We start from the raw sequence: 22349 nt of genomic DNA on the forward strand, positions 1-22349 counted from the left end.
GAGCCGTATGCGGGGAAACTCGCACGTACGGTTCTTAGGGGGCGGCGGCGCAGCAATGCGCCGTCGCTACCCGACTTGTGGGTGGCATCATGCTCGCATCCTCCATTTCTCCCGAGTCCCTTCATCCGTCGCTGTGGCGCGGCTCGCAGCTCGCGCGCGGCGGTCCGCGCACGATCGAGACCGGCTTCGCGCCGCTGTCGGCCGAGCTGCCGGGCGGCGGCTGGCCGGTCGGCGGCCTCGTCGAACTGCTGGCCGCGCAGCCGGGCTGCGGCGAGATGCGGCTGCTCGCACCCGCGCTCGCCCGCGCCGTCAGCGCGCGGCGGCCGCTCGCGCTCGTCGCGCCGCCGCAGTCGCCGCATGCCACCGCGCTCGCCAGCCTCGGCGTGCCGGCCGACGCGCTGCTGTGGTTGCGCGCCGGTAGCCGCACCGATGCATTGTGGGCCGCCGAGCAGGCGCTCAAGACCGGCTGTTGCGGCGCGCTGCTGCTCTGGCAGGACGCGCGGCCCGATGCGCTGCGCCGCCTGCATCTCGCGGCCGCGCGCACCGGCGACACGCTGTTCGTGATGCTGCGCCCGCTGTCGGCCGCGCGGCAGCCGTCGCCGGCCGTGCTGCGCGTCGCGCTGCATCCGGTGCCGGGCGGCGTGTCGCTCGACATCGTCAAGCGTCGCGGGCCCGCGCGCAGCGAGCCGCTCGTGCTCGATTTGCCGTCGCCCATCGTGGAGAGCCGCTATGCGCGTCTTGCTCGGCATCCATCTGCCGCGCCTGCCGCTCGACGTGTGCGCCCCGCCGCCGTCTGACGCAGCGGCCGGCGAGGCCGGCGACGCAGGCTGCGCGGTGCTCGAGCAGGGTGTCGTGCTGATCGCCGATGCGGCCGCGCGCCGACAGGGCGTGCGCGCGGGCATGAAGCGCGGCGGCGTGCTGACGCTCGCGCCCGCGACGCAGCTCGTCGAACGCGATCCCGCCCGCGAAGCCGATGCGCTGCGCGCGGTCGCGCTCGCGCTGCTGCGCTTCTCGCCGTGCGTCGCGCTCGACGACGAAGCCACGCTGATCGTCGACGTCGGCCCGAGCCTGCGCCTGTTCGGCGGGCTGCCGTCGCTGTGCCGCCAGGTGCGCGCGACGCTCGCGGCGCTCGGCTATGCGGCGCGCCTGTCCGCCGCGCCGACCGGGCGCGGCGCGTGGCTGCTCGCGCGCACGTCGGCGCGCTCGCGCATGCGGCGCCGCGTCGCGCGTCACGCGTCGCTCGTCCGCACGCTCGACCGGCTGCCCTGCGTGCTGCTGCCCGACGCGCGTCCGTATGCGGGCTGGTTCGACGGCCTCGGCTGTCGCACGCTTGCCGATCTGCGCCGCCTGCCGCGCGCGGGGCTGCAGCGGCGCTGCGGTCCCGCGCTGCTGGCCGCGCTCGATCGGGCGTACGGCGAAGCGGTCGAGCCGCTCGCGTGGATGGCGGTGCCGCCCGTGTTCGACGTGCGGCTCGAATTGCCGGAGCGCGTCGACTACGCGGAAGCCGTGCTGTTCGCCGCACGGCGGCTCGTCGTGCAGCTGTGCGGCTGGCTGGCCGCGCGGCAACTGTCGCTGGCCGCGATGACGTTCGAGCTCGAGCACGAGCGCGGCCGCCAGGCCGTGCCGCCGACCCCGCTCGAACTCGCGTTCGCGGCGCCCGTGCGCGACGAAGCGCATTTCATGCGGCTGCTCGGCGAGCGGCTCGCGCGCATCGAGCTGCCGGCCGCGGTGATCGCGGTGCGGCTGAAGGCCACGCGCGTCGAACCGGTCGCGCCGCCGGCCGACGATCTTTTTCCCGAGCCGGGCGGTACGCGGGAAACCCGCGAGCGGTTGCTCGAGCTGCTGGTCGCGCGGCTCGGCACGGACAACGTATTGCGCGCGGCGCCTGTCGCCGATCATCGTCCTGAGGTCGCGAACCGCTGGTTGCCGCTCGATGCGCAAGCGGGCAAGCCTGTTGCCGGTCCGCCCGCCGCGCCGCCGCGTCCCGCGTGGCTGCTCGCCGAACCGCTGCCGCTTCTGATGCGCGGCGAGCGGCCGGTATTTCATACGCCACTCCGGATGATGTCGTCGGCTGAGCGGATCGAGGCCGGGTGGTTCGACGGACAGTTGATCGCACGCGATTACCACGTCGCGCAGGACGAAGAGGGCGCGTGCTACTGGGTATTCATGGAGCGGACGAGCAGTCAGGCTGCCCCGCGCTGGTTCCTGCACGGTTTGTTCGGGTGAGCGGAGATGGCTGCGGAATTCAGTTTGCTGCCCGATTACGCGGAGTTGTTCTGCCGCTCGAACTTTTCGTTCCTGCATGGCGCGTCGCATGCGGACGAACTGGTCGAGCGTGCGGCGGAACTCGGCTATCGCGGGATCGCGATCACCGACGAATGCTCGCTCGCCGGCGCGCCGCGCATGCATGTCGCCGCGAAGGCGAAAGGGCTGCCGCTTGTCATCGGTTCGTATTTCGACGTCACGCCGGATGAAGTCGCGCCCGGCCAGGATCCGGGCCCCGGTGCGTTCGGGCTCGTGTTGCTCGCGCAGAACCGCGAAGGGTACGGCAACCTGTCCGAGTTGATTTCGTGGCGGCGGATGGAGTCGCCGAAGGGAACTTACCGGCTGACGTCGCGAATGTTGTCGAGGCCGCCTGAGAAATTCGCCCATCTGCGTGGCATGCCCGACTGCTTCGCGATTCTCGTGCCGACGTATCCGGTGCGGGCGGCCGTGCTCGATGCGCAGGTCGCATGGTTCCGCGCGACCTTCGGCGAGCGTGCGCGGCTCGGGCTCGTGCAGTTGCAGCGTGCGCTGGATGGTGCGCAGCGCGACGAGATTCGCGAGGCCGGCAAACGGCGCGGCGTGCGCATCGTCGCGCTTGGCGACGTGACGATGCATAAGCGCTCCTGCAAACCGCTGCAGGACGTGATGACGGCGATTCGCGTCGGGATGCCGGTTTCTGAATGCGGCTATGCGCTCGCGCCGAATGCGGAGCAGCATCTGCGTTGGCGGAAGCGAATCGCAGAACTGTTTTCGCCGAACGAGATGGCGGAGACGTGCGCGATTCTCGATGCATGCGACGTCGATCTCGGCAAGCTGCGCTACGAGTATCCCGACGAGATCGTGCCGAAGGGGCTCACGCCGACGCGCTATCTGGAACAGGAAACCTTCGCGGGAGCGGCCGGGCGTTATCCGAACGGCATCCCGGAAAAAGTAGAGCAGCAGATCCGGTACGAACTCGATCTGATCGCCCGGCTGAAATACGAACCGTTCTTCCTGACCGTCTACGACATCGTCAAATACGCGCGCAGCCAGAACATCCTGTGCCAGGGCCGCGGCTCGGCCGCGAATTCGGTGGTCTGCTATTGCCTCGGCATCACCGAAGTGAATCCCGAGCAAAGCACGATGCTGTTCGAGCGCTTCATCAGCGCGGAACGCGGCGAGCCGCCCGACATCGACGTCGATTTCGAGCATCAGCGCCGGGAAGAAGTGATCCAGCACATCTACAAAAAATACGGGCACGACCGCGCCGCGCTCGCGGCCGCCGTTTCGACGTATCGTCCGCGCGGCGTGCTGCGCGAAACCGGCAAGGCGCTCGGCGTCGACCCGATGCTGGTCGATCGGGTCGCGAAGGGGCATCGCTGGTTCGACGGCAGCCGCGATCTGCTGCAGCAATTCGCGTCGACCGGGCTCGATCCCGAAACGCCGCTGATTCGCACATGGGCCGAACTGGCGGGGCGCTTGCTCAACTTCCCGCGTCACCTGTCGCAGCATTCGGGCGGCTTCGTGATCAGCCGCGGCAAGCTCACGCGGCTCGTGCCGGTCGAGAACGCGGCGATGGACGGGCGGCGCGTGATCCAGTGGGACAAGGACGATCTCGAGGCGCTCGGGCTGATGAAGGTCGACGTGCTCGCGCTCGGCATGCTGTCGGCGCTGCATCGCGCGTTCGACCTGCGCACCGCGTGGCGCGGGCCGCCGGAGCCGGACGGCGAACCGTTTACGCTGAAACACATTCCGCAGGATGACAAAGCAACCTACGACATGATCTGCCGCGCCGATACCGTCGGTGTGTTCCAGATCGAATCGCGTGCGCAGATGTCGATGCTGCCGCGGCTGCGGCCGCGCCACTATTACGATCTCGTGGTCCAGGTGTCGATCGTGCGGCCCGGCCCGATTCAGGGCGGCGCGGTGCATCCGTATTTGCAGCGGCGCAGGATCGTGGCCGGCGAAGAGGAGGGTGAGGTCACGTATCCGAGCGACGCGCTCAAGGAAGTGCTCATTCGCACGCTGGGTGTGCCGATCTTCCAGGAACAGGTGATGCAGATCGCGATCGTCGCCGCAGGTTTTACGCCTGGCGAAGCGGACGACTTGCGTCGCGCGATGGCCGCATGGAAGCGCAAGGGCAATCTCGAGAAATATCAGGACAAGATCATCAGCGGGATGCTCGAACGCAACTACACGCGCGAATTCGCCGAGCAGATCTTCGAGCAGATCAAGGGCTTCGGCGAATACGGTTTTCCCGAAAGCCATGCGGCCAGTTTCGCGAAACTCGCGTACGCGAGCAGCTGGCTCAAGTGCCACGAACCGGCGATCTTCCTCGCCGCGCTGCTGAACAGCCAGCCGATGGGCTTCTACCCGCCGTCGCAGCTCGTGCAGGACGCGAAGCGTCATCGCGTGAAGGTGCTGCCGATCGACGTCACGCAAAGCAACTGGGAGGCCGCGCTCGAAGCGCTGCCCGATCAGCCGCCGCCACACGGCCAGCCGGCCGTGCGGCTCGGCCTGTCGCTCGTGCGCGGTCTTGGCGAAGCCGCTGCGCGCCGCATCGAAGCCGCCCGCGCCGCCGGCCCGTTCGACAACGTCGACAGCCTCGCCCGGCGCGCGCAGCTCGAACGGCGCGATCTCGAAGCGCTCGCCGCCGCGAACGCGCTCGCGACGCTCGCCGGCCATCGCCGCGATGCGCTGTGGCAGGCCGTCGCCGCGGCGCCGGAGCGCGACCTGCTCGCCGCCGCGCCGATCGACGAGGTGGAGCAACCCGCGCTCGGCGCACCGTCGGAAGCCGACGACATCCTCGCCGACTATCACACCACCGGCCTCACGCTGAATCGCCACCCGGTCGCGCTGCTGCGGCCGGCGCTGCGCGCGCAGCGGCTGTCGTCCGCGGCCGAGCTGCGCGATCGCCTCGACGGCCGGCTCGCACGCGCATGCGGGCTCGTGATCGCGCGGCAGATGCCGGGCACCGCGAAGGGCGTGATGTTCATGACGCTCGAAGACGAAACGGGTTGCGTGAACGTGATCGTCCGGCCCGAACTGCTCGCGCGGCAGCGTCGCGAAACGCTCGATTCGCGGCTGCTCGCGGCGTCCGGCGTGTGGCAGGTCGTCAGCGACGTGCGGCACCTCGTCGCGCAGCATTTCGAGGATCTGACGCCGCTGCTCGGCGGCCTGCGCACGTCGAGCCGCGAATTCCACTGACGCCTGCATCGCGCCGGCCTGCTCGGCAGGTGCATACCAGTTGGCCAAATTGGTTCTATTTCGGTCTCATATTCGCACCCGAAATCCCGCCGAACCGGGCGCCTGAACCGTCCCTTTGCATACCACTTCGGGTAAATCCCTATGCCGCACTGCGTTGTAAACAAAGGCTTTGCTGGCACTAAAACGCTTGCCTCGCAAGGCTTTCGGCGATTTCCGCAGCGCTAATACCAGTTCGTTGACTGGTATTATGGTGGTTATATAATGCGTTCACTTTCGACGGTCCGAGATCGTCGTCCGACACCCGGAGGCACATGGAAACCGGCTGGTCCGAACTGGCGCCCGATCCCCTCGACGACACGCCGCTCTATCTGCAGCTCGCCCGCAACCTGGCGAGCGCGATTCACGCCGGCGCGTGGCGGGCCGGCGAGGCGCTGCCGTCGGAACGGCTGCTGTCGGTGTCGGTCGGCGTGTCGCGGATCACCGCGCGACGTGCGCTCGCGCTGCTGGTCGAGCAGGGCCTGATCAAGCGGGCGCGCGGCGCGGGCAGCTTCATCACGCCGCGCGTCGCCGATCCGCTGTCGCGTCTCGTCGGCTTCACCGCGAAGATGCAGCAGCGCGGCTTCGTGCCCGATTCGGTGTGGCTGGCGCGCACGCTGCGCACCGCGAGCCGCGACGAGCTCACGCATCTCGGCCTCGCGCCCGGCGCGACGGTCGCGCGGCTGGAGCGGCTGCGCCGCGCGGACGGCATCGTGATGGCGGTCGAGCATTCGACGCTGCCGGCCGCGGTGGTGCCCGATCCGCAGGCGCTCGGCGCGTCGCTGTACGAATACCTCGAGGCGCGCGGCATGACCGTCGTGCGCGCGTTGCAGCACTTTCGCGCCGCGAACGCGACGCACGCGATCGCGAAATGGATGGCGGTGAAGCCGGGCTCGGCGCTGCTGGTGATCACGCGGATCGGCTACGGCGCCGACCAGCGCGCGATCGAAGTGACCGAAACGTATTGCCGCGACGACTACTACGACTTCGTCGCCGAACTGAAACGCTGACGCGCGAGACTGCCCACACACCTCGCACCCTCCGCGCAATCGCGATGGAACGCAATCGCGCGTAATGAATCGCAACGGATTGGCCAATCACGACGCGGATGCCCGCGTCACCCGATCATCAAGAGAACGTCATGCTGACTGGCAACATCCTCACCTCCGACGGCTGGATTCTCGGTTCGCTCGATAGCGAGAACGGCCGCATCACCACGCTCGACGGCACGCCCGTCGATCCCGCGACGAACGACGCGCCTTACATCCTGCCCGGCTTCATCGACCTGCACGTGCATGGCGGCGGCGGCGCCGACGTGATGGAAGGCGGCGATGCGATCGAAACGATCGCTCGCACGCACGCGCAATTCGGCACGACGAGCCTGCTCGCGACGACGATGACCGCGCCGCGCGACGAACTGATGGAGGTCGTCGCGAACCTCGGCATCGTCGCCCGTACCCGCACGCCCGGCGGCGCGCGCGTGCTCGGCGTGCATCTCGAAGGCCCATACATCAACCCCGGCAAGCTCGGCGCGCAGCCGGACGCGGCCGTGTCGGCCGTGCTCGACGAGGTGCTGAAGTACCTGTCGATCGCGCCGATCCGCGTCGTCACGCTCGCGCCGGAAATCGCCGGCCACATCGAGATCATCGGCGAGATGGCCGCGCGCGGCGTACGCGTGCAGCTCGGCCACTCGCTCGCGACCTACGACGACGCGGTCGCCGCGCTCAAGCACGGCGCATGCGGTTTCACGCACCTGTTCAACGCGATGTCGCCGCTGCATCACCGCAACCCGGGCCTCGTCGGCGCGGCGCTCGCGCACGCCGAGTACGCGGAAATCATCCCCGATCTGCTGCACGTCCACCCCGGTGCGATCCGTGCGGCGCTGCGCGCGATCCCGCGCCTGTACGTCGTGACCGACAGCACGTCCGCGACCGGCATGCCCGACGGCGAATACCGGCTCGGCAGCCAGCACGTGACGAAGTGCCTCGGCGGCGTGCGGCTCGCCGACGGCACGCTCGCCGGCAGCACGCTGACGATGGACCAGGCGCTGCGCAACCTCGTGTCGCTCGGCCTGCCGATCGCCGACGTGTCGAACCGGATGTCGCGCTACGCGGCCGACTACCTCGGCATCGCCGATCGCGGCCGCCTCGAGCGCGGCGCATGGGCCGACCTCGCGGTGTTCGATCGCGACCTGAACCTCACCGCGACCTACGTCGAAGGAGAATCGATTGTCGAATATGCTTAAGGAAGCGCGCGAGTCCGCCCAGGTCGTCGCCGCGCAACTCGCCGACACCGCGCGCGTCGAAGCGCTCGCCGGCCAATTGCTCGATCACCCGCCGGCCGTCGCGCTGACGGTCGCGCGCGGCAGCTCGGATCACGCCGCCAGCTATTTCGCGAGCCTGACGATGAGCCGCCTCGGCGTGCCGGTCGCGTCGCTGCCGATGTCGGTCGCGACGCTGCAGCAGGCGCCGCTGAAGGTGCAGGACCAGCTCGCGCTCGCGTTCTCGCAGTCGGGCAAGAGCCCCGATCTCGTCAACACGATGGCCGCGCTGCGCGAAGCCGGCGCGCGCACCGTCGCCGCCGTCAACGTGCTGCCGTCGCCGCTCGCCGACGCGTGCGAGCACCAGCTGCCGCTGTTGGCCGGCCCCGAACTGTCGGTCGCCGCGACGAAGAGCTATATCGCGATGCTGTCGCTGTCCGCGCAGATCGTCGCGTACTGGCAGCGCGACGCCGCGCTGATCACCGCATTGCGCGGCCTGCCCGACGTGCTCGCGCAAGCCGGCCGGCTCGACTGGTCGCAGGCCGTCGCCGCGCTCGCGGGGGTCGAGCGGATGATCGTGATCGGTCGCGGCCTCGGCCTCGCGATCGCGCAGGAAGCCGCGCTGAAGCTGAAGGAAACCTCCGGCATCCAGGCCGAGGCATTCTCGAGCGCCGAAGTCCGCCACGGCCCGATGGAGCTGATCGACCGCGACTATCCGCTGCTCGTGTTCGCGCCGCCGGGGCCCGAGCAGGCCGGCCTGCTGCAGCTGGCCGCGGACATGCGCGCACGCGGCGCCGCCGTGCTGCTCGCGGCGCCAGCCGGCACGCCCGGCACATCCGACGCAAAGGGCACCGTGCTGCCGCTCGCGCAGTCGGCCCATTCGGCGCTCGACCCGATCGCCGCCATTCTTTCGTTCTACGTGATGGCGGCGGATCTCGCCGTCGCGCGCGGCCGCAATCCCGACACGCCGCGCCACCTGAATAAAGTCACCGAAACGCACTGACAGTCGAGAAAGCCGATGAGACGCGCCGAGGAATCCCAGTTGAAGAGCCCCAACCACGATCAGATCGTCCTGCTTAGCCCGTTGACGGGGCCGATCGTTCCGCTGGCCGACGTGCCCGATCCGGTGTTCTCCGGCGGGATGTTCGGCGACGGCATCGGCATCGACCCGCTCGAAGGCCGGCTCGTCGCGCCGTGCGCGGGCGTCGTGTCGCATCTCGCACGCACCGGCCACGCGGTGACGATCACGACGCCGCAAGGCGCGGAAGTGCTGCTGCACATCGGCATCGACACCGTCGAGCTGAACGGGCAGGGCTTCGTCGCGCACGTCGAAGCCGGCGCGCGCGTCGAAGCGGGCGCGTTGTTGATCGAGTTCGACCAGGACGCGGTCGCGCGAAACGCGCATTCGCTGGTGTCGGTGATCGCGATCGCGAATTCCGACGCGTTCGAGGTCGTCGATCGCGCGAGCGGTTTCGCGACGGCCGGCGAGACGCCGTTGCTCGCGCTGCGCGGCAAGGGCGAAGCCGCCGCGCAGGCGGCGCAGGCCGGCGCGGCCGCGCACAACGAAGTGCGCCGCGAAATCGTGCTCGCGCAGCCGGGCGGCCTGCATGCGCGGCCGGCCGCACGGGCGCGGGAAGCCGCGCGCGGGCTCGACGCGAGCGTCGACGTGCTGTTCGACGGCCGCAAGGCGTCGATCGCGAGCGTCGTCGGCCTGCTCGGTCTCGGCGCTGGCGAAGGCGCGACGGTCGAGCTGGTCGGCCGCGGCGCGCACGCGCAGCAGGCCGTCGATGCGGTCGAGCGCGAGCTGCTGCGCGAAGCGCACGGCGAAGTGGAGGAAAAGCCGGCGCGGCTGAAGTCGCCCGCGCCGCAGACGGTCGCACGCCACGCCGGCGCGCCGCGCGATGGCGCGCCCATTGACCCGAACACGCTCGCCGGCGTGTGCGCCGCGCCCGGCATCGCGGTCGGCACGCTGGTGCGTCTCGACGATGCGGACATCGTGCCGACCGAGCAGGCGACCGGCACGCCGGCCGCGGAAAGCCGCCGCCTCGACCAGGCGCTGAAGGCGGTCGACGCCGAACTCGGCGAAACGGTGCGCAACGCATCGGCGCGCGGCGCGGTCGGCGAAGCGGGCATCTTCGCGGTGCATCGCGTGCTGCTGGAAGATCCGACGCTCGTCGATGCGGCGCGCGACCTGATCAGCCTCGGCAAGGGCGCGGGCTTCGCGTGGCGCGCGACGATCCGCACGCAGATCGACACGCTGTCGAAGCTCGACGATGCGCTGCTCGCCGAACGCGCGGCCGACCTGCGCGACATCGAGAAGCGCGTGCTGCGCGCGCTCGGCCACACGAACGGCGCCGCGCGCGCGCTGCCCGACGAGGCCGTGCTCGCGGCCGACGAATTCACGCCGTCCGACCTGTCGTCGCTCGATCGCGAACGCGTGACCGCGCTCGTGATGGCGCGCGGCGGCGCGACGTCGCACGCGGCGATCATCGCGCGGCAGCTCGGCATCCCGGCGCTGGTGGCGGTCGGCGATGCGCTGTACGCGATTCCGGACGGCACGCAGGTCGTCGTCGATGCGAGCTCGGGCCGGCTCGAACACGCGCCGACCGCGCTCGACGTCGAGCGCGCGCGGCACGAACGCCAGCGCCTGGACGGCGTGCGCGACGCGAACCGGCAACTGGCAGGCGTGGCGGCCGCGACGGTCGACGGCCGCGCGATCGAGGTCGCCGCGAACATCGCGACGCTCGACGACGCGAACACCGCGGTCGACAACGGCGCGGACGCGGTCGGCCTGCTGCGCACCGAACTGATGTTCATCCATCGTCAGGCCGCGCCGACGGCGGTCGAGCACCAGCAGAGCTACCAGTCGATCGTCGACGCGTTGCAGGGCCGCACGGCGATCATCCGCACGCTCGACGTCGGCGCGGACAAGGAAGTCGACTACCTGACGCTGCCGCCCGAACCGAACCCGGCGCTCGGCCTGCGCGGCATCCGTCTCGCGCAGGTGCGCCCCGATCTGCTCGACGATCAGTTGCAGGGCCTGCTCGCGGTGAAGCCGTTCGGCGCGGTGCGCATCCTGCTGCCGATGGTGACCGACGCAGGCGAACTCGTGCGGCTGAAAAAGCGCATCGACGAATTCGCGCGCGCGCAGGGCCGCACCGAGCCGATCGAGGTCGGCGTGATGATCGAGGTGCCGTCGGCCGCGCTGCTGGCCGACCAGCTCGCGCAGCACGCGGATTTCCTGTCGATCGGCACTAACGACCTCACGCAATACACGCTCGCGATGGACCGCTGCCAGGCCGATCTCGCCGCGCAGTCCGACGGCCTGCATCCGGCCGTGCTGCGCCTGATCGACATCGCGGTGCGCGGCGCGGAAAAGCACGGCAAGTGGGTCGGCGTATGCGGCGCGCTCGGCGGCGATCCGCTCGCGGTGCCGGTCCTGGTGGGCCTCGGCGTGACCGAACTGTCGGTCGATCCGGTGTCGGTGCCGGGCATCAAGGCGCGTGTGCGCCGTCTCGATTACCAGTTGTGCCGTCAGCGCGCGCAGGATCTGCTCGCGCTCGATTCGGCACAGGCGGTAAGGGCAGCAAGCCGCGAGGTCTGGCCGCTCGACTGAACGTCGGCGGCAGGCGCGCGACCCGTATCACTACCAAAGCAATCACCTCAACGACGATTCATGACGAGACAAGGATTGGAGGACTGAATGAACGGGAATCCGTTTCTGAAAATACAGGGTCTAGGCCGCGCGCTGATGCTGCCGATCGCGGTATTGCCGGTCGCCGGCATCCTGCTGCGGCTCGGCCAGCCGGACGTGTTCAACATCAAGATGATCGCCGACGCCGGCGGCGCGATCTTCGACAACCTGCCGCTGTTGTTCGCGATCGGCGTGGCGGTCGGCTTCGCGAAGGACAACAACGGCGTGGCGGCGCTCGCGGGCGCGATCGGTTACCTGATCGAAACCGCGATCATGAAGGACATCGATCCCAAGCTGAACATGGGCGTGCTGTCCGGGATCATCGCGGGTGTCGTCGCGGGCCTGCTGTACAACCGCTATAAAGACATCAAGCTGCCGGACTACCTCGCGTTCTTCGGCGGCAAGCGGTTCGTGCCGATCATCACGGGGCTGGTGTGCGTGGTACTCGGGATCGTATTCGGGTACGTGTGGCAGCCGGTCCAGCATGCGATCGACGCGGCCGGCCAGTGGCTGACGACGGCGGGCGCGATCGGTGCGTTCGTGTTCGGCTTCCTGAACCGCCTGCTGCTCGTCACCGGCCTGCACCACATCATCAACTCGCTCGCATGGTTCGTGTTCGGTAACTTCACGCCGCCGGCCGGCGGCGAGATCGTGCACGGCGACCTGCACCGCTTCTTCGCGGGCGACCCGACCGCGGGCACCTTCATGGCCGGCTTCTTCCCGATCATGATGTTCGGCCTGCCGGCGGCGTGTCTCGCGATGCTGCACGAAGCGCCGAAGGAGCGCCGCGCGATGGTCGGCGGCCTGCTGTTCTCGATGGCGCTGACGTCGTTCCTGACCGGCGTGACCGAGCCGATCGAATTCAGCTTCATGTTCCTCGCGCCGGTGCTGTACGTGATCCATGCGTTGCTGACGGGGCTGTCGCTCGCGATCTGCCAGATCCTCGGCGTGAAGCTCGGCTTCACGTTCTCGGCCGGCGCGATCGACTACGTGCTGAACTACGGGCTGTCGACGAAGGGCTGGATCGCGATTCCGCTCGGTATCGCGTACGGCGTCGCGTACTACGGGCTGTTCCGCTTCTTCATCCGCAAGTTCAACATGGCCACGCCGGGCCGTGAGCCGGCATCGACCGATGCGGCCACGGAATCGTACGCGTCGGGCGGCTTCGTCGCACCGGGCGCGGCGGCAACGGCTGCCGCACCGCGTGCGCAACGCTACATCGCCGCGCTGGGCGGGGCGGCCAACCTGTCGGTCGTCGACGCATGCACGACGCGCCTGCGCCTGACCGTCGTCGATCCGGAGAAGGTATCGGAGCCGGAACTGAAGTCGATCGGCGCACGCGGCGTGCTCAAGCGCGGCGGCAACAGCGTGCAGGTGATCATCGGGCCCGAGGCCGACATCATCGCCGACGAAATGCGTGCCGCGATCGGCAGCGGCGCGACCGGCGCGGCAGCAACGGCGCCGGCCGCCGCCGCGCAGCCCGTCACCGGCGCGGCCGCCGGCCCGCTCGATCCGGAGCCGACCCGCTGGCTCGCGGTGTTCGGCGGCGCGACCAACGTCGTGTCGCTCGATGCGGTGGCCACCACGCGCCTGCGCGTGGTCGTGCGCGATCCGTCGGCGGTCGATCGCGAGCGTCTCGGCACGCTCGACGTCGCATGGGTGTCGCTCGACACGTTCCACATCGTCTGCGGCAACGCGGCGGCGCGCTATGCCGAACAGCTCGGCGCGCGCCTGCCGCCGTCGGGCGGCGGGGCGGCAGCACAACCGGCGTGATGCGGTGAAGCCGGCGTGAGCGATCCGCGCGGCGGATCCGGGCCGGTGGTCAAAAGAACAACGGCTTGCGACGTACGCGTCGCAAGCCGTTTTCTTTTGGGGCGGGCGATGCGCGATGCGTTTGCCCGCCTCGCGCATCGCCACATGCCTTCTTCAGCCGTTCACGGATTCGTCAGCGTGAAGGTCGGCTTCCGGTAGCCGACGCCGGCGCGCTCGAGCTTCGGCAATTCGCGTTGCGCGAGCAGCGTCGCGAAGCCGGCCCAGTCGCGCTGCAGCGCGGCGACGTCGACGTGATGCGTGTCGCCGCGCTTGAAGCGCACGCCGGCCGCATACGGCAGCTCCCAGTCGGCCCGGTGCCACGCGCGCTCGGCGAGCGCGAGCAGCCGCGGGTAGGTCATGTATTCGAGGAAGGTGTCGTTGCGCATCACCTCGCCCCACGCCTGGCCCTGCATGCCTTCGATGCGTGGCGCCGGGCCCGTGCCCGTCACCTCGAACGCGTTGCCGTCGCGGTCGCCCATCACTTCGGCGTTCTGCGGCAGGTTCTCCGGCGCGAGCGAGAACACCTTGTACTCGTCGGTCGCGTGCGAGCCCCAGTAGTAGCCGCGCTCGCGCGGATTGAGCGTGTACGGGAAGTCGAAGTACAGGTAGTCGGGCAGCGCGAGCACCGTCTGGTAGCCCTTGCCGCTCAGGTCGCGCGCGCTGTCCGACGCGCCCCAGAAGATCGTGTCCCACAGCGACACCATCACGTGGCGCGTGCTGAAATCCTGCGGCCCGTTCGCGTGCTTGATGCCGTCCTGCCACGCGGCCATCGTGCCGATCCCGTTCGCGTCGACGGCCGCGCTCACCTGTTTCGCGAAACGCGTCGGCAGCTCGTCGATCGACTTGATCTCGCCGCGCTGGAGCAGCGCCGTGCACGCGGGCGAACGCGCCCACGGCTTGTCCTGCGCGGCCAGGTCGATGCGCCCCTTGTTCGGATCGGTGCCGTTCAGCGGCTGGAAGCCGCCGCCGAGGAAGATGTTCTTCGCTTCGTCGCCGCCGTAGTGCCAGGTTTGCAGCGGCGCCTGCGCGTCCGCGTGCATCGCCGCGATCTCGCGGATCACCTTAGACGCGAAGTTGAGCGCGCCCGGCACGCACGGGTTCAGGTCGCTGCGCCGGTCGTAGAACTGCACCGTCGTCAGGTTCGTCGTGTCCTGCGGGTCGAGCAGCCGATACGCGTTCGCTTCCTGCTCGCGGCCGGCCGCGTGCAGCCGCCGGTAGCGCGCCTCCATCGTCACGACGGCCGCGCGGGCGTGCGCGGGCATGTCGATCTCGGGGATGATCTGCACGAAGCGCGCGGCCGCGTAGCGCACGAGCGCCACGTAGTCGTCGCGCGTCAGGTAGCCGCCGCCCGAGCGGTTGTCGGGGCCGGAGCCGAGCTGCGGCAGCAGGCAGCGCGTCTCGCCCGGGTCGTGACAGCGGCGCGAGCCGATCTCGGTCAGCTCGGGCAGGCCGGGAATCTCGATGCGCCAGCCTTCGTCGTCGGACAGATGCAGGTGCAGGCGGTTGAGCTTGTACGCGCTCATCTGGTCGATCAGGCGGCGCAGCGTCGCCGGCTGCTTGAAGTTGCGCGCGAGGTCGACGTGCATCCCGCGATGCGTGAAGCGCGGCGCATCCTCGACCAGCATCGCCGGGATCGCGCCGCCGCCGGCCGGCGCGAGCGAATAGAGCGTCTGCACGCCGTAGTAGAGGCCCGCGCGGTCGTAGCCTTCGATCAGCACGCCGCGCGGCCCGATCGCGAGCCGGTAGCCGCCCGGTGTCGCGAGGTCGGCCGGCAGCCGGCGCGGCGCGACGAAGCCGCGCACCGGCACGCGTGCGCCGTCGAGCCCGAGGGTCGTCGCGCGCTCGCGCAGCGCCGCGACCTGCGCGTCAGGCAGGTCCGGCAGCGCGAGTTCGACGCCGCGCAGCTCGAGCGTGCCGGGCAGCGGCAATTCGCGCTTCACGCTCGGCAGCGCGCGGGCCGGATCGGGCCGTGCGGCCACCGGCGGCGCGTTGCCGGTCGAGTTGTTCTGCGCGTCGGCCGGCAGCGATTCGACGTAGCGCAGCTCGTTGTCGGTGTCGTTGTAGCGCAGCACGGCCGGCGGCGCGCCGTCGACGACGACGTACGGGCGCGGAATCACGTCGCTGTAGCGCAGCAGCCAGTATTCGGCGACGAACGGCAGCTCGATGCGCTCGCCGGGCGCGAGCCGCACCGAGCCCGGCTGCGGCGTCAGTTCGTACAGGTCGCCGGTGAGCCGCCGCAGCGCGAAGCCGGGGCGATCGATCCGCAGCAGGCGGCGGATGCTGTGCAGGTAGAGCTTCCAGCCGCCGTCGGCGATCGCCTGGTGGCCGCGGTTTTGCAGGATCAGGCGGCCCGTCGCGCAGGCCGCGCCGTCTGCGCCGAGATCGGCGCACGGCACGCCGGCCGCGGCCGCGTGGTTGTTGTCGACGGCGACGCGCAACGCGAGGCCGTTCGACAGCTGCGTCGCGAGGCTGGCTGCCTGGGCGGCGGCCGCTTGCGCGCTGCCGGCGGTCGCGCCGGCGGTGGCCGACGCCGGCAGCGCCGAGATCGCAGCGGGCGACAGCACCGCGATCAGCAGACCGGCAATGAGGGATGGCAAGGTACGCTTCAATTCGAACTCCTGAGAAAAAGAGGGCGTGGCGGCGCCGTGACGCGACGTCGCTGCGATCGGGTCTTTCAGTGGAGCTGCGGGAGATACCAGCACGCGGGGCGATGCGGCAGCCCCGCGCACAATCGGCACGCGGGGGCGTGCGTTACGGAACGGGAGGCGGGCATGCGTGCCGATCGGATCGGCGCGGCGGCGTGCGCGGATTCATCGGCGGCCCATGACGTTCGCCGCGGCGACGAGGCGGCCGCGGCCGGCGGCGCCCGGTTGGCCGCGCACGAGCATGAGCACGACGACGGCGCGCGCCGTGGAACACGGACGTCGACACGGCGCGCAGGCGCACGCCACACACGGGAATCGCATGTCTCCCCCACCCAGAAGGAATCGGCCTGTCAGCGGCCGTGTCCAACGATCTTATGAAACCTTTTATTGGTATTCAAGTGGTATCAATCTGGCGCTAAATTGGCATCGATGCACGACGTGTGCCCGCGCGGCCAGGACGAAAAAAAACCTCGCGCGAAGCGAGGTTCTTTCTCTTCCGGACGGCGGCGCGCGATCGATCTGGCCGCGCGCGTCACCCGTCAGTGCATCGGTGTGTCAGTCGCGGCGCGCCCGCACGGACGCTTCCTGCGTCTTCTGCCGCGCTTCGAGCCACATCGCGTTGACGATGCCGAACGACAGCGCGACGCCGATACCGAGAATCCAGCTGAAATACCACATGGTCAGACTCCTTGCGAAACGGTAGGCGAGGGCGCCTGCGCGCCCCGGCCGGTTCAATGCATCAATACATCGAGTGCTTGTTTTCTTCGAGCGTCTGGTGCGTGACCTTGCCGCGCATCACGCGATACACCCAGCCCGTGTAGATCAACACGATCGGGAGGAACACGATCACCGCGAACAGCATCACCTGCAGCGTCATGTGGCTCGACGTCGAATCCCACACGGTCAGGCTGCTGCGCGGGTCGAGCGACGACGGCATGATGAACGGGAACATCGAGAAGCCTGCGGTCAGGATCACGCCGGCGATCATCAGGCCGGTGCAGAAGAACGCCGTCTTTTCCTGCTTCGAGCCGGCGAGCAGCAGCGCGAGCACGCCGCCCGCGATCCCGACGACGGGCGCGGCGATCATCCACGGATAGTCGCCGTAGTTCGCGAGCCACAGGCCCGCGCCGGCGGCGACGTCCTTGAGCAGCGGGTTCGCGACGGTGTCCGTCGGCGCGGCGTGGGTGATGTGGAAGCCGCCGATATACGAGGCCACCAGCACGCCGGCCAGCACGAACAGCACGACCGCGAGGAACGACGCGACACGCAGCGCGATCGACGCACGGCGCGCGATCACGCCGTCGGTCTTCATCTTGATGAACGCGGCGCCGTGCGCGACGAGCATCGTGAGGCTGACGAGCCCGCACAGCAGCGCGAACGGGTTCAAGAGCGCCCAGAAGCCGCCGTAGTAGGTCACGCGCAGGTCGCTGTCGAACTTGAACGGCACGCCCTGCAGCAGGTTGCCGAACGCGACGCCGAACACGAGCGCCGGCACGAAGCCGCCAGCGAACAGGCCCCAGTCCCAGCCCGCGCGCCAGCGCGGGTCCGGCCGCTTGCTGCGATAGTCGAAGCCCACCGGCCGGAAGAACAGCGCGAACAGCACGAGCAGCATCGCGAAGTAGAAGCCGGAGAACGACGCCGCATAGACGAGCGGCCAGGCCGCGAACATCGCGCCGCCGGCCGTGATCAGCCACACCTGGTTGCCTTCCCACGTCGCGCCGACCGTGTTGACGATGATGCGGCGCTCCTCGTCGGTCTTGCCGAGGAATGGCAGCAGCGCGGTCGCGCCCATGTCGAAGCCGTCGGTGACGGCGAAGCCGATCAGCAGCACGCCGACGAGCACCCACCAGATCAGCTTGAGAGTTGCATAGTCCATAGCGATTCCTTGTTCCGTTGCGAGTGCGTGCTCAGACGGCGGCCCGCTCGCCGGCAGCGACGAGTTCGTGGTGATAGCGGCCGGTATGCAGCGACGACGGGCCGAGGCGCGCGTACTTGAACATCAGCTTGATCTCGATGACGAACAGCGCGGTGTAGAACAGGATGAACCCGGCGAGACTCAGGTACAGGTCGCTCGGCTGCAGGCTCGACGCGGACAGGTGCGTCGGCAGCACGCCGGCGATCGTCCACGGCTGGCGGCCGAGCTCGGCGACGATCCAGCCGAATTCGATCGCGATCCACGGCAGCGGGATCGCCCACACCGCGTAGCGCAGGAACCAGCGGCGGTTGTCCTGCAGCAGTTGCCGCCGCGCGCAGAACCAGAACGCGGCAACGAACGTCGCGACGAACAGGAAGCCGAGGAACACCATGATCCGGAACGAGAAGAACACGGGTGCGACGGGCGGAATCGTCTTCTTCGCGGCGGCCTTGATCTGCTCGGGCGTCGCGTCGGTCACGTTCGGCGTGAACTGCTTGAGCATCAGCCCGTAGCCGAGATACTGCTTGTGCTGGTCGAACAGCGCGCGGGTCGCGTCGCTCGTGTCGCCCTGCTTGAGCTTCTGCAGCGCGCCGTACGCGATCATCCCGCTCTGGATGTGCTCCTCGCTGTGCTTCGCGAGGTCGCGCAGGCCGATCACCGGTTCGTCGATCGAGCGCGTCGCGATCAGGCCGAGCGCGTACGGAATCTTGATCGCATAGTCGGTGCGCTGTTCCGCCTGGTTCGGAATGCCGATCAGCGTGAACGACGCGGGCGCCGGCTGGGTTTCCCATTCCGATTCGATCGCGGCGAGCTTCATCTTCTGCACTTCGCCGGTCGTATAGCCCGATTCGTCGCCGAGCACGATCACGCACAGCGTCGCCGCGAGGCCGAAGCCGGCCGCGACCGCGAACGAGCGCAGCGCGAAGTCGACGTCGCGCTTCTTCAGCAGATACCACGACGACACGCCGAGCACGAACATCGCCGCCGACACGTAGCCGGCCGACACCGTGTGCACGAACTTCACCTGCGCGACCGGGTTGAACAGCACGTCGAACAGGCTCGTCATTTCCATGCGCATCGTCTGGTAGTTGAACTCGGCGCCGACCGGATTGTTCATCCAGCCGTTCGCGACGAGGATCCACAGCGCGGACAGGTTCGAGCCCAGCGCGACGAGGAACGTGACGATCAGGTGCTTGACCTTCGACAGGCGGTTCCAGCCGAAGAAGAACAGGCCGACGAACGTCGATTCGAGGAAGAACGCCATCAGGCCTTCGACCGCGAGCGGCACGCCGAAGATGTCGCCGACGTAGTGCGAGTAGTACGACCAGTTCGTGCCGAACTGGAATTCGAGCGTGATGCCGGTCGTCACGCCCATTGCGAAATTGATGCCGAACAGCTTGCCCCAGAACTGGGTCATGTCCTTGTAGACCTGTTTGCCGGTCATCACGTAGACGGCTTCCATGATGACGAGCAGCCAGGACAGGCCGAGCGTCAACGGCACGAACAGGAAGTGGTAGAGCGCCGTGATGCCGAACTGTAGACGTGACAGATCGACGACTTCACTACTTATCATGATGGTCTCCCTCGGTAGATGCAGGCGCCGGCACCGAGAGCAGCTTCTCGGCCACGGCGGCAGGCGGCAACGACATGTGCTCGGCCTGCGGATGATTGAAGAATGCGTATTTGAGCGACATCAGGAGGATCAGCTTGACGATCAGCACCAGGGTGATGTCGCGGGCGAGGGTGGGACCGCGTGCCCATGCGGCGATGCGCGCACGCCAGCCGATCGTGCCGGCCGGCCGCGAAGGCGGCGCAGGCTCTTTATTGATCGAGATCAAGGCGATTATCCTGAATCGATTTACGTCGGATTGGGGGCGACTTTACGTCGGATTTATGACGGCCGTGAAGCTGTTTTAATCCTTTTGCGCCTGACATGCCAATTTTAAAAGGACTGCTTTCCGATGCCGAGTGCTGCGATGCGGCAGACCGTCGCGAAACAGGGGGTAAAAATTGAGATGGATCAAGGTTATGCGGAAGGGCGCCGCACATGGCGTAATGCCTGATGAATCAGTTCAATTAATCGACGCAAAAACGGAGAGCGAAACGGCTGAAAAGCAGAGGAAAAGCTGCGGAAACCGGACGAAAAAAAACCGCTGCCGGTCGGGCAGCGGTTTTCGCTGAGGCGCTTTGGATCGCCGCGGATTTACGCGTATTCGGCGAGGGCGGTGCGCATCTTTTTCATGGCGCTCGCCTCGATCTGGCGGATGCGTTCCGCCGACACGCCGAATTCGGCAGCGAGATCGTGCAGCGTCGAGCCGCCCGAGCCGTCGTCGTCGACCTGCAGCCAGCGCGCCTCGATGATGCGGCGGCTGCGCGCATCGAGCGCGTCGAGCGCCTGCGCGATGCCGTCCGTCTGCAGCATGTCGCGTTGGCGCGCGGCGAGCACGGCGGTCGGCTCGTTGTGCGAGTCGGCCAGGTAGGCGATCGGCGCGTACGATTCCTCGCCGTCTTCCACCTGGCCCTCGAGCGCGATGTCGCCGCCCGACAGGCGCGTTTCCATCTCGGTGACTTCTTCGCGCTTGACGTTGAGCTCCTGCGCGAGGCCGTCGATTTCCTCGGGCGTCATCGCCTGCATGCTCTTCTTGTGGCTGCGCAGGTTGAAGAACAGCTTGCGCTGCGCCTTCGTCGTCGCGACCTTCACCATGCGCCAGTTGCGCAGGATGTACTCGTGGATCTCGGCCTTGATCCAGTGAATCGCATACGACACCAGGCGCACGTTTTGCGACGGGTCGAATCGCTTCACCGCTTTCATCAGGCCGATGTTGCCTTCCTGGATCAGATCGCCGTGCGGCAGGCCGTAGCCGAGATAGTTGCGCGCGATCGACACGACGAGACGCAGGTGCGACAGCACGAGGCGGCGCGCCGAGTCGAGGTCGTTGTTTTCGCGGAATTCGGTTGCATACCGGCGTTCCTCCTCGGCGGTCAGCAGCGGAATGCGGTTGACGGCCTGGATGTACGCGTCGATGTTGCCGAGCTGGCCCGGCAACATCGATTGGGCTGCGAGCGCCAGCGAGCCTGCCGATTCGGCCTTGGCCGGCGTCGGGCTCAGGGTGTTCGGAAGGGTCAGGGCGTGGCTCACTAAAAACTCCTTTGGAATCAGGGACAAACCGTTGGTCTCGGATGAGATTCCGGAGCCCATCTTAGCACTCCCACAATCCGAGTGCTAATTCCTTAGAGGCCACGGGGGCATCCAAGTTCCCGGTTTTCTATCGAGTCGTTCGAGTCGATAGTCTAATTTGCGACCGCGCTGGGGGTACGAAGTTCCGTAAGTGCTTGTTTCCGATAGTAATCAGTAGACGTTTTCGATTTTTGTAGTTTTGGAAGCAAACAATTTCGCTTCGCGATGCCGATTCGAAAAGTCCTTTACCATACCATTCAGTTCGCTCGGGCCGGCCGCTGCGGCAAGGCTCCATTCAACCCATAAAGTTGGAGTGTCAGATGAACAATAAGAAGAACCGCCGGCCCCGAAACCGGCTTGCGCTGCATGCGCTGCATGCGCTGCTGGCCGCGTCGCTGCTGGGCGGATCGGGCGCCGCGTTCGCGGACCGGTGGGGGATCCAGGCGGGCGGCGGATTTTCCGATCGCCACGGGATCGACAAGGCCGATCTCGGCGTGGTCTGGGATCCGGGCTGGAACTGGTGGGAAATCGGCGGCTGGCACTTCGCGTTCGTGATGGAAGGCCATGTCGGCTACTGGCACACCGGCGGCAACGTGCACGCCAACATCGGTGAATTCGGCGCGACGCCGATGTTCCGTTTCATCAAGAGCGCGGGCCAGGTTCGCCCGTTCGTCGAAGCCGGCGCCGGCATCCGGTTCCTCACGCATCCGACGATCTCGAACAATCTGTCGCTATCGACATCGTTCCAGTTCGCGGACGTCGTCGGCGTCGGCGCGCAGTTCGGCGAACGGCAACAGTATCAGGTGGGTTACCGTTTCCAACATGTGTCTAACGCGGGTATCAAAGAGCCGAATCCTGGTATAAATTTCCACCAGTTCTACGTGCAGTACAACTTCTGATCCGCACGCCGGCGCACGGCGGGCGCGTTGCCGAGGAGTCAGGCGATGGCGAAGGTGGTCGATGCGATTCGCGCGCTCGAGCGCGATCGGTTCCGGGCGATGGTCGACGGGGACGGCGAGGCGCTCGACGCGCAATTGTCGGACAAGGTGTTCTTCGTGCACACCAACGGCAAACGCGAAACCAAGCAGCAGTTCATCGACGCCATCGTCGCCGGCCGCCGCCGCTATCGTCAGATCGAGATCCAGTCGCAGGACCTGCTGCCCGTCGGCGATGCCACCTGCGTCGTGACCGGGCGCGCGTTGATCGAGATGGAAACGAACAATGGCGGCCTCGTGTTTCCGATCGCCTACACGGCCGTGCACACGCACGAGCACGGGCAGTGGCGGCTGCTCGCATGGCAGGCGACGCGGTGCGCGACCGAGACGTGAGCGCGGGTGGCGCTCGTTTTCATGTCCCGA

16 protein-coding genes are annotated in these 22349 nt (G+C 68.1%); 10 read left to right on the forward strand and 6 right to left on the reverse strand.

Annotation, left to right across the window (positions count from 1 at the left end; genetic code table 11):
- Nucleotides 1-89 precede the first annotated feature (89 nt).
- The 8 genes from imuA (at nucleotide 90) to nagE (ending at nucleotide 13214) form a co-directional block, all read left to right on the forward strand.
- On the forward strand, nucleotides 90-797 hold the full coding sequence (imuA, locus tag J8I33_RS30710; protein ID WP_050014827.1) for a translesion DNA synthesis-associated protein ImuA: 708 nt from the start codon (nucleotides 90-92) through the stop codon (nucleotides 795-797).
- Complete coding sequence (locus J8I33_RS30715) at nucleotides 730-2226, forward strand: DNA polymerase Y family protein (protein ID WP_209939700.1); 1497 nt, start codon at nucleotides 730-732, stop codon at nucleotides 2224-2226. Before imuA ends, J8I33_RS30715 begins: the two co-directional genes overlap by 68 nt.
- 6 nt (nucleotides 2227-2232) lie before the next feature.
- Nucleotides 2233-5451 carry an error-prone DNA polymerase gene (locus J8I33_RS30720; RefSeq protein WP_050014831.1) on the forward strand — a complete coding sequence of 1073 codons (3219 nt, stop codon included), beginning with the start codon at nucleotides 2233-2235 and terminating at the stop codon, nucleotides 5449-5451.
- Nucleotides 5452-5762: 311 nt separating this feature from the next.
- A complete protein-coding gene (locus J8I33_RS30725; RefSeq protein ID WP_050014833.1) occupies nucleotides 5763-6497 on the forward strand; it encodes a GntR family transcriptional regulator in 735 nt (244 codons plus the stop codon).
- Between the two features lie 131 nt (nucleotides 6498-6628).
- On the forward strand, nucleotides 6629-7732 hold the full coding sequence (gene nagA, locus J8I33_RS30730; RefSeq protein WP_050014925.1) for an N-acetylglucosamine-6-phosphate deacetylase: 1104 nt from the start codon (nucleotides 6629-6631) through the stop codon (nucleotides 7730-7732).
- Nucleotides 7725-8750, forward strand: a complete 1026-nt coding sequence (locus tag J8I33_RS30735) for an SIS domain-containing protein (protein WP_050014835.1) — start codon at nucleotides 7725-7727, stop codon at nucleotides 8748-8750. Before nagA ends, J8I33_RS30735 begins: the two co-directional genes overlap by 8 nt.
- Before the next feature lie 15 nt (nucleotides 8751-8765).
- A complete protein-coding gene (ptsP, locus tag J8I33_RS30740) occupies nucleotides 8766-11363 on the forward strand; it encodes a phosphoenolpyruvate--protein phosphotransferase (RefSeq protein ID WP_209939701.1) in 2598 nt (865 codons plus the stop codon).
- A gap of 87 nt (nucleotides 11364-11450) precedes the next feature.
- Nucleotides 11451-13214, forward strand: coding sequence for an N-acetylglucosamine-specific PTS transporter subunit IIBC (gene nagE / locus J8I33_RS30745; RefSeq protein ID WP_050014838.1), 1764 nt, complete (start codon nucleotides 11451-11453; stop codon nucleotides 13212-13214).
- A gap of 161 nt (nucleotides 13215-13375) precedes the next feature.
- Here nagE and J8I33_RS30750 read toward each other — a convergent pair whose 3' ends face one another.
- From J8I33_RS30750 to rpoH, 6 genes are all read right to left on the reverse strand, one after another.
- Complete coding sequence (locus J8I33_RS30750; protein ID WP_209939702.1) at nucleotides 13376-15862, reverse strand: family 20 glycosylhydrolase; 2487 nt, start codon at nucleotides 15860-15862, stop codon at nucleotides 13376-13378.
- 591 nt (nucleotides 15863-16453) lie between these two features.
- Nucleotides 16454-16576: a cytochrome bd-I oxidase subunit CydX gene (cydX, locus tag J8I33_RS30755; RefSeq protein ID WP_060733353.1), complete on the reverse strand. Its 123-nt coding sequence runs from the start codon at nucleotides 16574-16576 to the stop codon at nucleotides 16454-16456.
- A gap of 61 nt (nucleotides 16577-16637) precedes the next feature.
- Nucleotides 16638-17774, reverse strand: coding sequence for a cytochrome d ubiquinol oxidase subunit II (cydB, locus tag J8I33_RS30760; RefSeq protein WP_050014841.1), 1137 nt, complete (start codon nucleotides 17772-17774; stop codon nucleotides 16638-16640).
- Between the two features lie 31 nt (nucleotides 17775-17805).
- Entirely contained in the window at nucleotides 17806-19386 is a 1581-nt protein-coding gene (locus J8I33_RS30765) for a cytochrome ubiquinol oxidase subunit I (protein ID WP_089488835.1), read from the reverse strand.
- Nucleotides 19376-19657: a cytochrome oxidase putative small subunit CydP gene (gene cydP, locus J8I33_RS30770; protein ID WP_027806881.1), complete on the reverse strand. Its 282-nt coding sequence runs from the start codon at nucleotides 19655-19657 to the stop codon at nucleotides 19376-19378. Before cydP ends, J8I33_RS30765 begins: the two co-directional genes overlap by 11 nt.
- 359 nt (nucleotides 19658-20016) lie before the next feature.
- Entirely contained in the window at nucleotides 20017-20952 is a 936-nt protein-coding gene (rpoH, locus tag J8I33_RS30775) for an RNA polymerase sigma factor RpoH (RefSeq protein WP_089488834.1), read from the reverse strand.
- 359 nt (nucleotides 20953-21311) lie between these two features.
- Between rpoH and J8I33_RS30780 the strand changes: the two genes are divergently transcribed.
- Both J8I33_RS30780 and J8I33_RS30785 read left to right on the forward strand, forming a co-directional pair.
- A complete protein-coding gene (locus J8I33_RS30780) occupies nucleotides 21312-21890 on the forward strand; it encodes an acyloxyacyl hydrolase (RefSeq protein WP_209939703.1) in 579 nt (192 codons plus the stop codon).
- Nucleotides 21891-21935: 45 nt separating this feature from the next.
- Nucleotides 21936-22319 (forward strand): nuclear transport factor 2 family protein, encoded by a 384-nt coding sequence (locus tag J8I33_RS30785; RefSeq protein ID WP_011886076.1) that lies wholly within the window; start codon nucleotides 21936-21938, stop codon nucleotides 22317-22319.
- Nucleotides 22320-22349: the final 30 nt, after the last annotated feature.

The organism is Burkholderia sp. AcTa6-5, from assembly GCF_017815075.1.
Lineage (GTDB): Bacteria > Pseudomonadota > Gammaproteobacteria > Burkholderiales > Burkholderiaceae > Burkholderia > Burkholderia sola.